The organism is Nitrosomonas sp. Nm34 (assembly GCF_900113925.1).
GTDB lineage: Bacteria > Pseudomonadota > Gammaproteobacteria > Burkholderiales > Nitrosomonadaceae > Nitrosomonas.
Genome location: NZ_FORD01000002.1, coordinates 106746 through 121349 on the forward strand (window position 1 = coordinate 106746; position 14604 = coordinate 121349).

Consider the following 14604-nt stretch of genomic DNA (forward strand, 5'->3'; position numbering starts at 1 on the left):
AGTAGTAGAGGAGTAATCTGGAGCACATGAAATTATATCAACCTAATCTACAGCTAGCGGATAGTGAGGATATCCTCGTTAAATTAAGTCAGGGCATGACCGTGATTACCGGAAACCAGCGTCTGGCTCATGTGTTTCGTCAGCAGTTTGATCAGGCAGCCATCCTCAAGGACGCGAAAGTATGGCCGACACCGGACATTCTGCCATGGCATGGTTGGCTACAGCGTTTCTGGGAGGAATCGTTGATCTCTGGGGAGGTTCCTGAAGCTGGAAAATTGCTCGCGCCGCAGCAGGAACGCGCCCTTTGGCAAGAGCTCCTTAGCTCAGATCTGCCATTCCAGCCGATGGGTAAAACTGCCGTGCAGGTGCAAAAAGCCTGGCAATTACTGTGGGAATGGCATTTGCCGCAAAACGAGTCGATTTTCCAGTATAACGAGGACAGCAGGTTATTCTGGAAGTGGCAATTGCTATTTCAACGTACCTGCCAGCAGAAAGGTTGGCTGTCTGCTAGCTGCTTGCCAGACAAGCTGCAGCAATACTTTGAGCAGGGAATATTACTGCCGCCAGATGAATTAGTCCTGATCGGTTTTGATGAACTGAATCCTCAGCAATTAGCTTTGCTGGAAATATTCAATCGATCAGGCTGCCACGTGCAGTGGTTACAACTAAACCCAAAGATCAGTGAGATTGCACAGCTAGCCTGTACCGATCGGCGGCAGGAAGCAAAGCTTATGGCGCGCTGGGTGCGGCAGAGACTGGAAGACAATCCCGCGGCACAAATCGGTATTGTCGTACCAGACCTGTCTGATATGCGGGAAATCATCGTGCACGCATTGGATGACATCCTGATACCCTCGACCTTCCATCCAGGCTATCCGCAACAGGAACGCCCCTACAATATCTCACTTGGCAAGCCATTGGCTACCTTTCCACTGGTGACGACCGCATTGAAGCTGCTTGATCTGTTAAAGCCAGCGATCAGTTTGTCAGATATCAGCCAATTACTTCACTCACCCTTTATGGGCGGGTGGGCGCAGGAGTCGAGTGCACGCGCTTTGCTCGATGTCCAATTGCGTGAAACAGGTGAGCCCAGCATATCGATTGGTACCTTGGCGTATTATGCTTCACACACCAGCCACAGTTATGCCTGCCCGGTGCTGGCGAAAAAGCTCGAGACGCTGGCAGGATGGCTATCCACCTGCTCACGTAGAGAGCACCCCGAGCAATGGGTGCGGCATTTCGACCACTTGCTCAGGACGATGGGTTGGCTGGAGGGTTATTCCTTATCGAGTGAAGAGTATCAGACATTGGAAGCATGGCGTACGTTGTTAGCAGAATTGGCCACGCTCGATTGGGTAAGGGGGGAGATCTCATTATCCGATGCATTAAGTCAGCTTTGGCAGATGGCAAGAGAGCGCATTTTTCAACCTCAGACAGGGGTTGCCCCGGTTCAAGTACTTGGACCACTTGAAGCCCATAGCCTTCAGTTTGATTATTTATGGATGATGGGGTTACATGATGGCATCTGGCCAGCATCGCCGCAGCCTAATCCTTTTATACCCTTGCCGTTACAGCGCAATCATGCATTGCCGCATTCGAGTGAACAGCGTGAGTTATTGGTAACACGGTTGTTTATGCAGCGCATTGTGACGAGCGCTGATCAGGTCGTGCTAAGCTATCCCCAGCGCAATGGTGACGAGGAGCTACGCGCTAGCCCTTTGATCAAGGGGTATCCCGCTGTTGCCGTGAGTGCATTGTCAGCGAGTAAAATGACCTCATGGCGTGAAATGATTCATAGTCATCTTCAGTTGAGTGAATTGTTATACGATCCTGCTCCTGTACTGGAGCAGACAGCCACCAAAGGTGGCAGTTACATTTTCAAGCTGCAGGCCGCCTGCCCTTTTCGCGCATTTGCAGAACTGCGGTTGGGCGCGCGACCGCTTGGGCAAATCCAATTCGGCTTGAGCGCCATGACCCGCGGCAATGTGTTACATCGCATCATGGAGAAAGTGTGGGAGAAACTTGATTCACATGAACAGCTGATAGCATTAGCAGATACTGCGTTGAATGAACTGGTACTGGACCAGGTGCATGAAGTCATTCACATGACGGCTCCGCATTATCCACAAACATTCAGCCAACGTTTCCGCGAGATGGAAATCAATCGCTTGCATCGACAAATAATGGCGTGGCTGGCGTTAGAAAAAGAGCGTTTGCCTTTTCGCGTGATTGCCCGAGAAAGAAAATATGAATTGACGGTGGGCGCACTCAGCATTCAGCTTAAAATTGACCGCATCGATGAGATTGAACCGGGTCATCAATTGATCATAGACTACAAGACAGGCCGGGCTAAAGCCAGTCAATGGTTTGGCGATCCGCCCGATGAACCGCAACTGCCGCTATATAGTCTGGTTTTTCCCGATGATCTTGCAGGCATCGCCTTTGCCCAGATACGAGCCGGGCGGATGGCATTCAGCGGAATCACGATTGAAGAGGGCCTCTTGCCTGAGGTGAAATCATACGAAAAATTTAGTCAGAATCGTGAGATCGGTGACTGGTCACAACTACTGAATCATTGGCGAAAAGCCCTGGAAAGGCTCAGCGACAGTTTTTGTCGTGGAGAAGCTGCCGTTAATCCCAAGCGATACCCTGCCACGTGTACTTATTGCGCCTTGCAGCCATTATGCCGTATCACTGAATTAGCCCTGACAGGTGAAGTGAATATTGAAGAAGAGGAGAATGAGGGATGACGAGGCAGCCAGGTGTGGCTGATCAGGCTGAGCGGTTGCGGGCGCTTGATCCGCAACACTCCTTTATTGTGCAGGCACCCGCTGGCTCGGGTAAAACCGGTTTATTGACTCAGCGATTCCTGGTGCTGCTGGAAAGAGTCGACGCGCCGGAAGAAATCGTGGCGATTACTTTTACCCGCAAGGCAGCGAGTGAAATGCGGCAGCGCATTCTGCAGGCGCTAACGGATGCTCAAAATTCACTGCCACCGCAGGATCAGTATGCATATCAAACTTGGCAGCTGGCCCAGCGCGTACTGGCGCATGATCGAGCCAATGAGTGGCAATTACTGGAAAATCCTGCCCGTTTACGTATCCAGACGATCGATTCCTTATGTGCCAGACTGGTTAGCCAAATGCCGATTCTTTCCAAACTAGGTGCGCTACCCTCCATTGCGGAGGATGCAGCAGAACTTTATCAACAGGCGGCCAGGCAAACGATTGAAGCAGTGGAAGAGGGGGATGAGTGGTCGCATGCGATTGCTCATCTGATTGAACATCTGGACAACCAACTGGATAAACTACAGCAACTGCTGGCCAGCATGCTCGCGCGGCGTGATCAATGGTTGTCTTTTCTGGCCGATCCCAATCATGCAGGGCTCATGCGTGATCAGCTGGAAGGCGCACTGGCTGAACTTGTGGTCGATGCCTTGCGGCGATTGGTCGATCATATTCCGGTAACGGCTAAGGAGGAAATGGTGGCATTGGCAAGATTTGCTGCCAATCAGCTTGAAGGCGAAAAGAGCGCTTCTCCTATCACGCATTGCCAGAATATGCACACGTTACCAGGTGCGCAAATTGACGATCTGGCGCAATGGAAAGGGTTAGCCAGCTTGCTGCTGACGGGTAAAGGAGAATTACGGAAGAGAATCAGCAAAAATGAAGGCTTTCCTCCTCCTCAGGGAAATAACCCAGAAGAAAAAGCGTACTGCCGCGACATGAAGCGGCGCATGGAAGCTTTGCTGGAAGCATTGGCAGCTGAAAGTAAATTTATTCAGCGCCTGGCACAGCTGCGAGAGCTTCCTGCCTATCAATACCAGGAAGAAGAGTGGGAGACGCTGCAAGCATTATTCAAATTGCTTAGATTGACAGCAGGCTATCTCGAAATCACTTTCCGGCAAATGGGGCAGGTTGATTTCCCTGCGCTGACCCTGGCTGCAATTCAGGCGCTGGGAGAACCTGATGCCCCGACTGATCTCGCCCTGGCGCTGGACTATCGTATCCAGCATTTGCTGGTAGATGAATTTCAGGACACCTCCTTCAACCAGGCAGAATTGCTGGCGCGATTGACCGCCGGCTGGCAAGTGAACGATGGGCGCACCTTATTTCTGGTGGGAGATCCGATGCAGTCCATCTATCGCTTCCGGCAAGCCGAGGTCGGGTTATTCCTCGAAATTCGAGATCGTGGAGCGTTTGGCCAGATTCCGCTGGAATTCCTGCGCTTATCGGTCAATTTCCGTTCTCAGCAAGGCATCGTCCATTGGATCAATCAGCATTTCCCTCTTATTCTGCCAGAAAAGGATGACATGACTTTGAGTGCCGTTTCGTATGCGCCGTCAGTCGCCTTTCATGCGACTTCAGCCCAAGAGCCAGTGATTTTTTATCCCTCGCTGCAACGTGATGGTTCTGCGGAAGCACAACAGATTGTATCGATAGTGCAGCGGGCTAAAGAGAGTTACCCGAATGGAACGACCGCCATTCTAGTGCGCAACCGTAGCCATCTCATGCAGATCATTGTGCACCTGAAACGGGCAGGACTGTCCTTTCAGGCGGTTGAAATCGAACAGCTTACTCATCGCCCTGTGATTCAGGACTTACTCGCGTTAACCCGCGCCTTGTTGCACCATGGCGATCGCATTGCCTGGTTGGCGATATTGCGCGCACCCTGGTGTGGGCTGACTCTGCAGGATTTATATGTGTTGGCGGGTCAGGATTGGCAGAAAACCATTATTGACCAGCTGCGGCATGTTTCCCGGCTTATGCAGCTTAGTGATGATTGCCCACTCAGTGAGGATGGCGAACAGCGACTGAGCCGTGTATTGCCTATCCTTGAGAGCGCGATTGCTCAGCAGGCAAAACGCTCGTTGCGCCGGAATGTGGAAGGGACCTGGCTTGCCTTGGGCGGGCCGGCCTGTGTGACAGATGAAACTGATCTGGATGATGCAGAAGTTTATTTTCAATTGCTGGAAAAGCTGGAAGAAACAGGTCAACCGCCGGATATCGAGCTCCTCAGTGAGCATGTCGAGCAGCTTTATGCCCTGCCCGATGTAGCAGCGGATAATTCGTTACAATTGATGACTATTCATAAGGCGAAAGGGCTCGAATTTGACACCGTCATCCTACCCGGCCTGGGTCACAGAGGTAGAAATGAGGAGGCCAGATTATTGTACTGGATGAAACATCAATTGAAATCAGGCGAGCCGGCATTGCTGCTGGCACCGATCCATGCAGTGGGTGATGAGGCCAATCCGATTACCGCCTACTTACGCAAATTAGACCAAGTAAAAGGTGAGTGGGAAGAGGGTCGTTTGCTCTATGTTGCCGCCACGCGTGCCAAACATCAACTGCATCTGTTCGGACATGTAAATCAGCCAGAGCTACCCGACAATATGGAAATCAAGGTGCCCCCGGCGAACAGCTTGCTGGCGCGGTTATGGCCGGTTGCTGCAGCCCATTTTCAGGCTTTGTTGCAGGAGGCTAACACACTGACGAAAGAAGCCGCGGAAAATACCGCGCAAGAAGTAATGACCGAAGCCCCGTTCTACTCCAGCAAGCGGTTACGGTTAGCGACTGAGTGGAGCCTGCCGGCGCCGCCCGAGGCCATCAAAGTGGCTATTGCGGCTGCTTATCACAATCCGGAAGAATCGGTTGAATTTGATTGGACGAGTGAAACCGCGCGGCGGGTCGGTACAGCGATCCACCGGTTGTTACAGCATATCGGCACTATCGGTATCGAACATTTTGCGCCGCAGGATGTGTCCCCCCTGGAGCGGGCGGGTCGTGCATTATTGCTGCAAATAGGCGTCACGCAGAACCATTTTGAGCAGGCACTAACCCAACTGTCCTCCGCGCTTAAGCGGTTATGGCAGGACGAGAGAGCGCGCTGGATTCTAAGCGGCCAACATGCCGAGGCACGTTGTGAATGGGCGTTGAGCGGTGTGCGCAAAGAGGGAATCGATCATATCGTCATAGACAGAACTTTTATCGATACCACAGGAACCCGTTGGATTATTGATTATAAAACAGGTATTCATAAGGGGGGAGATATCGAAGCCTTTCTCGATAATGAGCAGCTGCGCTATCGCCCGCAACTGGAACGCTACGCCAATTTGCTGCAACAGATGGAGGAACAACGCCCCATACGCCTGGGGTTGTATTTTACGTTGCTTGGGCAATGGCGGGAATGGACATTTGTAGCAAATGAATGAAACGGGAGAGAATCTCACTGTGCAGAATAAATGGCGTTATTTTCCGTTATATGCCCTTTGTAAAGCCGCGATGTCAAATTTCTTCATTTGGAGAAATGCTTGGGTAACGCGCGTCAGCCTCGCAGGATCTTGCGATTGCATCATTTCATCCATAACAGCAGGAACGATCTGCCATGACAAGCCATATTTATCCTTAAGCCATCCACACTCAACTTCTTGCCCACCTTCGCTGGTAAGTCTTTGCCAGTAGAAATCAATTTCTTCCTGTGTATCACACTTGACGATAAACGATAGCGACTCGTTGAATTTGAAAAGTGGTCCTGCACTGATCGCCATGAACTCTTGTCCGAAGAGCTCGAAGGTTACGACATCTACTGTTCCCGAAGGCATATTGTGAAGCGTGGTAGTGCGCTTGATCCGAGAGTTCTTGAAAATAGACGTGTAAAATCCGGCAGCTTCTTTGGCTTCCTTGTCGAACCATAGATGTGGAACAATCTTCTGCTTAATAGTTGTCATGATATTTTTCCTCATAAAGGAAACAAGTAATTCCATTTCCAAATCAAAAATAACGCGAAGGCGAGCCGCAGACAGTATAAATAATACGGCAAGGCGAAGCCGACAAAGTTAGTTTTGATTTAGAAATGGAACAATTTGAAGTTTCAGACACGATGACAGCACTAGCTGCCTGATATTGTTTCACTAGACACTTTCGACGGCTCAACAAATCTTGCTGCCACGACGAGGAATTGCGACCAAGGAACTTTTATTAGCATCTTTTTGCAGCATCTGAAATAAACATTATCTTTCGATGATATAAGTCAGTTACCCACAGCCTTATCCACGAAAATTGTGGATAATAAAATTTAGATTTACCTCACTTATTATTTCAATTGTATGCGTTGCATTATTGTTCGCTTTTTTAATCTCTCTTGGCCCCATCACAAGAGAATGGGGTTAGCTTATTCCATTTCTAATCAAAACTGACTTTATCGACTTCACCTTGCGTATGATTGGTACTGTCTGCGGCTCGCCTTCGCGTCATGTCTGATTTAGAACTGGAATTACAGCGACATAGGGCATCAGCATCTCTACCAGAAATTCTGCTTGATAACCGCATAGTGCAAGGTATCAGCCCCCTTAAACAATGGAGGTTCCTTGCTTGCATTAGGGTATGAATTCTACTGCCGGTTATGCTGCCTTATGCGTAAATGTCGTGCATTGCAGCCTGAATAATTCAAGTGGCATTCTTATGTATGCTTACAAGGATACTCTAAATCAACCACTAGGTCCGGAAATCTATACTTTTTGCCTATTTTTGAGGCAGCCTGAATAAATATGATTCCTCCTCAACATAAGGTAGTTATCCACAATCTTATCCCCGAAAAATGTGGATACCAATTAGGAATAAATAACCTCGAAATGTGTTTTTTATGACCACTCAGGCTATCTCACTCCATCGGCTATTATGGCTATTTTTTCCGCTTATGCCTGCCTACGTGTTTACACGTATTTTATCCATCAAGGTAACTCGATAAACTGTTGAGGTACAAATATTACTAAAGAATATTTATTTTCCCTAATGACATGTGCTAATCGACAGGTGGTAGTGAATGGGTGGCACCAGAAGTTGAGACACAAAAAGCGGAAATGCTCAATCTCACGGTTGAGGCCAAGCTCGCCTGAACGACATTTCACATATGGAGGAGGCAATCATGATGCATAAACTACTCAGATTAATCGTTATCTTGCTGGCGCTAAGCCCTTTGACTGGCTGCTGGCTGTTGGCTGGTGCGGGCGCGGCTGGGGGCGCCTACGAGTATAAGCACAAGGATCAGCTGGATAAGCTGGAAGCAGACTTCAAGGCAGGTAAAATGACCCGCGATGAGTATTTAAAGCGGAAACAGGAGATCGAGAAGGGCTCATTACTCTATTGATGTGGCCACTGACTATGTTTTCCGGTATTTGCTTTGCGCGCAGAAGTTATAAGTCTGAGAAATCTCCGCAAATAGAGAGTGTTTGAACAAATGAATGAAATTGAGAGTAAAAATTAACTCACATACCCATGGCATCAAGTACGATGGGACAGCAAGTTAGCCTGAAACCAATTGATTTTCTAGCAGGCGGTTGGAAAATGTATCCGAAGCAATCGATGATAAACAAAAACAGGCGAGAAAAGCGGAGCTTATCTCTGATAAACGAGCATTTTGAGCCTGTACCTAATCTCATGACGACATCGCGGCGGAAACATAACTGGTTTTTCAGCAAACTGCTGCATGATATAAAAAATCCTGGAGAGTGGTCGATTTAACTCTCCGGGTTAGAAAGGAACATCAAAGTAAGTTTCTTTCATTTTTTGCCCAAAATAACAAATCCCTTAGCCTCTTTTTAAAGCACTCGGAATAAACATTACGCTTCTGTGACATAAAGCAGTTACCCACAGCCTTATCCACGAAATTTGTGGATAATCCGGATGAATTGATAAAAACGAGTAGATCATTTCAATAAGCCGTTTACCGTTTGCAGTAACCATGTCGAACCGCTCATTCTATTTCCAATTCTAGCCTGACGCTGCAGCCTTTTCCTTGTCATATTGTGATGCATATTGTTTGTGGCCGTTTTTGTAAATGCTATATTGGATTGAGGCAACCGATGAAGCAAAAATTTAACAATCCATTTGGCTAAATGAATATTCCTCGAAGTGCAGGAAATGATGGGGCATGATTATTCCTATTCCAGAGAAAGATAAAGTAATGAAGGAATAAGATAAAAGCTAAGATTCTCTGAATATGATTATAAGATGATAAATGATTTGTAAAGTGCAGGTGTAATAGCATAGCTCAGTTATAACGGAGATCTTCATGGATTATGAACGCCTGCAACAACGTATTACCGATTACCTCAAGGCATTGCATCAACTGGAAAGAGCGGCTCGTCAACCCGAGGATGAATTCATACGTGACTCAGTGATACAACGCTTTGAGTTTACCTATGAGCTTGCTTGGAAAATGCTGAAACTGCGGCTCGAGGCAGAAGCCATCATAGCTGCAACACCGCGCCAAGTACTGCAAGAGGCTCTACAAGCAGGATTTATTCAAGATGGAAATGCCTGGAGTCAATTGCAAAGTCATCGTAATCTAACCAGTCACACGTATGATCAAACATTGGCGCAAAGGGTTTACCACTATATCATTAACCAAGGCCTGGCCTTGTTTCAGCAGCTGGCGGAGGCGGCCAAGACATGGCAGACGAATATTCAATGACTTTCGGATTGGCACCGGCCATTGTGGCTGATTTTCATCGGATATTCAGGCATTATTCCGAAATCGAACGCGTCCTTATTTTTGGCTCACGTGCCAAAAACACCTACAAAGACAGCTCAGACATCGATCTGGCTGTCACTGCCCCGACTATGACCGACAATACTTTCGCCCAATTATGGAACGCAATCGATGACTTGCCTCTCGTGTTCAAGGTGGATCTGCTGCACTGGGACAAGCTCACTGATGAACGGCTTAAGACTAAAATTCTGAGAGAAGGGCAGTTATTTTATTCCTTAGAGCAGCAGGTGAGAAGCGAATAGATCACTCTCATCTTCTAACCTGACCTTGTCAATTTATCCTTGCCCTGCTTGTTATCTGAATCTGCGTGGCCGTCTCTATGAATATTGAGTCACCCACTTCATGACCATGAAAATGGATATGGCATACAGGAATCATTGAATTTCAGCTTCCTTGGTCTGAGTCATGACAAACGATATAAAATGACAATCGGATGATAGATTTACTCAATGGCGGTAGTATGATGATAGACTATTGTGCTATTCATTATCTTGTGGCGTCACAGGAGCAAAGCCTCGTTAAAGCGCGTAAACAGGTTATTTTGAGTATTAAATAATTATGCGGTAATAATAAAAATAAAAAGTAAGTCCCGTATGGATCACCTGCAGCGTATATACAAATTACATCAAATATTGACTAATTGTCGATTCCCCGTTTCAAGGAAAACACTCGAAGAAAGGCTTGAATGCTCACCTGCCACGGTCAAGCGTTTGATTGATGAATTGCGGTTGTACTTTAACGCACCGCTAGCATACAACCGAAAACACAACGGCTATGTTTACGATACCCGGGAGGAAGCAATCTTCGAATTACCCGGACTCTGGTTCAATGCCAATGAACTGTATGCTCTGTTAACCGTGCAGCAGTTACTGCAGCAAACCCAACCCGGCTTGCTGGATGATTACCTCAAACCGATCAAAAATCGCCTCGAAAAAATTCTCACCACCGTGCAGCTTAATAAGGATGAAATTGCCAAGCGTATCCGTATTCTACGGATGACAGCAAGGAATGCTGCCAGCGAACACTTCCAGTCTGTAGCCAGCGCCTTGCTGCAAAGAAAACGGCTGCACATCCACTATCATGGGCGCAGCGACGATCAAACCAGCCAACGCGAGGTTTCGCCGCAGCGGCTGACTCATTATCGTGACAACTGGTATCTGGATGCCTACTGCCACAAACGGAATGCGCTGCGCAGCTTTGCTGTCGACCGCATCCGCGTATGCCATCCACTCGATCAGGTTGCGCTCGAATTCGATGAGATCGAACTCGATGCTCATTTCGCCTCCAGCTATGGCATTTTTGCTGGTCAGCCGCAAGCAACCGCCGTGCTGCTTTTTTCTCCCGAACGTGCCCGCTGGGTAGCCGATGAACAATGGCACCCCCAGCAACGAGGCAAACTGTTACCCGATGGCAGCTATGAATTACGCATCCCTTATGCTGATAGCAAAGAACTCGTGATGGATATTCTGAAACATGGGGCGGGTGTGGAAGTATTGGAGCCTGTGGCATTACGACAGGAAGTCATCAATCGGTTGCAAGCAGCGATCGAGAAATATTGTTAGTACATGGTCATATTTTGAGCTAGTACATAAGGTATTCTGCAAAATATTAAACGCTAGTTATTTTCTAGATCATAAGAGTATAGATACTGCCAATGGAACCAATTACAGATTTGAAAGCAATACTCCATTCCAAGCGAGCGAACATTTATTACCTTGAAAAATGTCGCGTCATGCAAAAAGACGGTCGAGTGCTTTATCTAACGGAAACAAAAGATGAAAATCTTTATTGGAACATTCCGATTGCAAACACTACTGTGATCTTATTGGGAACGGGAACATCCATTACCCAGGCCGCCATGCGCATGTTAGCAAGCGCTGGAGTACTGGTTGGTTTCTGCGGTGGTGGAGCAACGCCGTTATTATCAGGTAACGAAATTGAGTGGCTTACCCCGCAAAGCGAATATAGGCCTACGGAATACGTGCAAGGCTGGCTAAGTTTCTGGTTCGACGATTCCAAACGATTATGTGCCGCAAAAACTTTTCAGAAAGCCCGCCTTGATTACATCAAACGCATTTGGGATAAAGACCGCGAACTCAAAAGCGAGAACTTTTTTATTGACGACCTCATAATCAGCTCAGCTATGGAGAGCTATGTAATTCAAATTGAAACTGCAGAGAAAGTCGGCGATTTGTTGCAACGCGAAGCGCTGCTGACTAAACAATTGTACCGCTATGCCGCCAAAGTCACCCATTTCGGTGATTTTACTCGTGACCATCAGGCTGCTGATTTCGCCAATGGCTTTTTGAACCACGGTAATTACCTGGCGTATGGCTTGGCTGCCAGTACTCTGTGGGTATTGGGCATCCCGCACGGCTTCGCTGTCATGCACGGCAAAACCCGGCGTGGTGCATTGGTGTTCGACGTCGCTGATTTGGTCAAAGACGCTATCGTATTGCCCTGGGCGTTTGTTTGTGCCAAAGAGAAGATGAGCGAGCAGGAATTCCGCCAGCAATGCTTACAGAAATTCACCGAACACAAAGCCTTGGATTTCATGTTCGAGCAAGTCAAGCAACAAGCTATTCAAAACACTGAATTCTCTCTCCCTCTAGGAGAGGTTAAGGGTGAGGAGAAACACCCATGATGGTCACTTTTGTCAGCCAATGTGAGAAAAAAGCTCTCAACCGTACACGTCGCGTGCTCGACGCTTTCGCCAACCGCATCGGTGACAGAGTTTGGCAAACCGTTATTACCGAGGACGGGCTGATCGCTGTCAAAACCCTATTACGCAAAACCGCCACCAAAAATACTGCCGTAGCTTGCCACTGGATACGGTCGAGAAGCCGCAACGAATTGGTTTGGATTGTTGGGAATCGTAATCGCTTCAATCCCGAGGGGATTGTGCCAGTGAATAGTACTCAGAAGAATTTTCTCAACTGCCATTGGGAAAATAATTGGACTTATCTACCTGCCATCAAAGCATTGGTAGCTGTTGCTGCTTTATTGCACGATTGGGGCAAGGCTACTGCGTTGTTCCAAAGCAAACTGAGAACTGCTACGGCTAAGAGTGATCCACTACGCCATGAATGGATTTCTTGTTTGTTATTGAATGCTTTGGTTCGGCAAACAGAAAATACCGACGAAGCGTGGCTTCGCTTAATAAGCGAAGGTATTTGGGACGAAAAAGTTTTGAAAAATACGGTGGCCGTCCACTGCAAAAATCCGTTGGTGGATTTACCACCGATTGCGCAATTAGTGGGCTGGTTGATTATGAGCCATCATCGTTTACCGGGTCGACAAAAACCAGGTGAAGAATCTGGACAGAAACGAGAAAGCCTGTCGAGAATGCTGAAAAGCCTGACAGCCGACTGGGGTTACCAAAATATGCAGGATGACGAGAAACGCCTGAGTGCCTGTTTCGAGTTTCCCGAAGGCTTACTCTCTCAATCCGTATCTTGGCTGAAACAACTGAGAAAATGGTCAGCTAAGTTATTGCAAGCCCAAGCGCAAATTCAGTCTTTACTGGAAAATGGCACTTACCGATTATTGCTGCATCATGCCAGACTTTGTCTGATGCTGGGAGACCATTATTACTCATCTTGTCAGGCCGACTCGGAATGGAAAACAGCAATTAGCTTGTACGCTAACACAGACAAACACGGCCTAAAACAAAAACTAGACGAACATTTGGTACGAGTCGGCGAACAGGCATTAAAAATCAGTCAAACCCTGTCGCGTTTCAGTAGTGAGATGGATCTAGCTTACGACATCAAAAGTCTAAAACAAAAAAGCCCGGCTGGGTTCGAATGGCAAGATAAGGCTGTAGACGGCATCGCACGTTTTAAATCCCAATACGAGGCTTTAAGGGAACAAGGTTACGGTTGGTTCGTGGTGAATATGGCAAGTACCGGTAGTGGCAAAACCGTTGCCAATGCCAAAATTATGCGCGCCTTGTCGGATGACAGCAATAGTTTACGTTACATCTTGGCTCTTGGTTTGCGTACATTAACCTTGCAAACCGGCAACGAATACCGCACCCGAATCGGCCTGACCAATGACGAATTGGCTGTGCTAATCGGCTCCGCAGCTGTCAAAGAATTGTATGACAAAACCGTACGCGAAAAAGACCAGCCACCCAGTTTTGAAGAATTGGGTTCCGAATCCTTGGAACAGCTGCTCGCCGAGGATCTGGATTATCGTGATATGCCGAGTGCCGAATTTCTTGATGTCTTGTTTCCCAAAAACAAACCAAAACTGGCTGAGAAGCACAAGGCTTTTCTCTACAAACCGGTACTAGCTTGCACGATAGATCATATCATCGCCGCCACCGAAACGTTGCGTGGGGGCAAGTATATTTTGCCTTGTCTGCGGCTACTGTCGTCTGATCTGGTGATCGATGAAGTTGACGATTTCGATGGCACCGATCTGATCGCTATTGGCCGCCTAATTCATTTAGCCGGCATGTTGGGCCGCAAAGTCATGATCTCCTCGGCCACTATTCCCCCCAATTTGGCTGAAGGCTTTTTCAACACCTATCAAGCGGGCTGGCGGCTGCATAGCTACTTTAAAAATGCTTACGTGACAGTCGCTTGCGCTTGGATCGATGAGTTCGGCATTCAAACTGAACAAGTGGATAACCCAGAATCGGAAAACCGTTGCCGGTTATATCAAAACGCCCACCGGAAATTCATCGGCAAACGGGTTGCCAATTTGCAAAAGCAAATGGTCAAACGCAAAGCCATGATCGTGCGTTGCGATGAGTTGTTAACCAATAAAAACGACTCGTTAACGCAACGACATCATTACTTTGACAAAATCAAACAAACCGTTGAGCAGTTGCATACCCATCACCACACCATCGATACCAAAACTGGCAAACGAGTATCTTTTGGCGTGATACGCATGGCGAACATTGCACCTTGTGTCGCGTTGGCGCAATACTTGTTACAAGCTGGTTGGAGAGATAATATTGCACCGAAGATTATGGTTTACCACAGCAGCCAAGTGCTGTTACTGCGCGCCACGAACAAGAAAAACATCTAGATAGTGTTC

9 protein-coding genes are annotated in these 14604 nt (G+C 47.7%); 8 read left to right on the forward strand and 1 reads right to left on the reverse strand.

From position 1 onward, the window contains the following. Positions 1-26: 26 nt before the first annotated feature. Both BM283_RS01555 and BM283_RS01560 read left to right on the forward strand, forming a co-directional pair. Positions 27-2750 carry a PD-(D/E)XK nuclease family protein gene (locus BM283_RS01555; protein ID WP_090688285.1) on the forward strand — a complete coding sequence of 908 codons (2724 nt, stop codon included), beginning with the start codon at positions 27-29 and terminating at the stop codon, positions 2748-2750. Next, positions 2747-6214 (forward strand): UvrD-helicase domain-containing protein, encoded by a 3468-nt coding sequence (locus tag BM283_RS01560; RefSeq protein ID WP_090688289.1) that lies wholly within the window; start codon positions 2747-2749, stop codon positions 6212-6214. Before BM283_RS01555 ends, BM283_RS01560 begins: the two co-directional genes overlap by 4 nt. Before the next feature lie 36 nt (positions 6215-6250). On the opposite strand, the gene BM283_RS01565 is transcribed toward BM283_RS01560, so the two are convergent. Continuing rightward, a complete protein-coding gene (locus BM283_RS01565; RefSeq protein ID WP_090688291.1) occupies positions 6251-6730 on the reverse strand; it encodes a VOC family protein in 480 nt (159 codons plus the stop codon). Between the two features lie 1196 nt (positions 6731-7926). Here BM283_RS01565 and BM283_RS01570 point away from each other — a divergent pair. The 6 genes from BM283_RS01570 (at position 7927) to cas3f (ending at position 14595) form a co-directional block, all read left to right on the forward strand. Further along, the gene (locus BM283_RS01570) at positions 7927-8148 is read left to right on the forward strand and encodes a hypothetical protein (RefSeq protein ID WP_052752305.1); all 222 of its coding nucleotides are present in this window, start codon (positions 7927-7929) and stop codon (positions 8146-8148) included. 924 nt (positions 8149-9072) lie between these two features. Beyond that, entirely contained in the window at positions 9073-9474 is a 402-nt protein-coding gene (locus BM283_RS01580) for an HI0074 family nucleotidyltransferase substrate-binding subunit (protein ID WP_090688298.1), read from the forward strand. Then, positions 9453-9794, forward strand: coding sequence for a nucleotidyltransferase domain-containing protein (locus BM283_RS01585; RefSeq protein ID WP_090688304.1), 342 nt, complete (start codon positions 9453-9455; stop codon positions 9792-9794). Before BM283_RS01580 ends, BM283_RS01585 begins: the two co-directional genes overlap by 22 nt. A gap of 351 nt (positions 9795-10145) precedes the next feature. Then, the gene (locus tag BM283_RS01590; RefSeq protein ID WP_090688307.1) at positions 10146-11114 is read left to right on the forward strand and encodes a helix-turn-helix transcriptional regulator; all 969 of its coding nucleotides are present in this window, start codon (positions 10146-10148) and stop codon (positions 11112-11114) included. 92 nt (positions 11115-11206) lie between these two features. Continuing rightward, positions 11207-12196, forward strand: coding sequence for a type I-F CRISPR-associated endonuclease Cas1f (gene cas1f, locus BM283_RS01595; RefSeq protein ID WP_090688309.1), 990 nt, complete (start codon positions 11207-11209; stop codon positions 12194-12196). Next, positions 12193-14595: a type I-F CRISPR-associated helicase Cas3f gene (gene cas3f, locus BM283_RS01600; protein WP_217646403.1), complete on the forward strand. Its 2403-nt coding sequence runs from the start codon at positions 12193-12195 to the stop codon at positions 14593-14595. Before cas1f ends, cas3f begins: the two co-directional genes overlap by 4 nt. Positions 14596-14604: the final 9 nt, after the last annotated feature.

Bases quoted from the DNA above. Each gene is read 5' to 3' on its own strand.
- BM283_RS01555 (WP_090688285.1), top strand. From the start codon at position 27: ATGAAATTATATCAACCTAATCTACAGCTAGCGGATAGTGAGGATATC.
- BM283_RS01560 (WP_090688289.1), top strand. From the start codon at position 2,747: ATGACGAGGCAGCCAGGTGTGGCTGATCAGGCTGAGCGGTTGCGGGCG.
- BM283_RS01565 (WP_090688291.1), bottom strand. From the start codon at position 6,730: ATGACAACTATTAAGCAGAAGATTGTTCCACATCTATGGTTCGACAAG.
- BM283_RS01570 (WP_052752305.1), top strand. From the start codon at position 7,927: ATGATGCATAAACTACTCAGATTAATCGTTATCTTGCTGGCGCTAAGC.
- BM283_RS01580 (WP_090688298.1), top strand. From the start codon at position 9,073: ATGGATTATGAACGCCTGCAACAACGTATTACCGATTACCTCAAGGCA.
- BM283_RS01585 (WP_090688304.1), top strand. From the start codon at position 9,453: ATGGCAGACGAATATTCAATGACTTTCGGATTGGCACCGGCCATTGTG.
- BM283_RS01590 (WP_090688307.1), top strand. From the start codon at position 10,146: ATGGATCACCTGCAGCGTATATACAAATTACATCAAATATTGACTAAT.
- cas1f (WP_090688309.1), top strand. From the start codon at position 11,207: ATGGAACCAATTACAGATTTGAAAGCAATACTCCATTCCAAGCGAGCG.
- cas3f (WP_217646403.1), top strand. From the start codon at position 12,193: ATGATGGTCACTTTTGTCAGCCAATGTGAGAAAAAAGCTCTCAACCGT.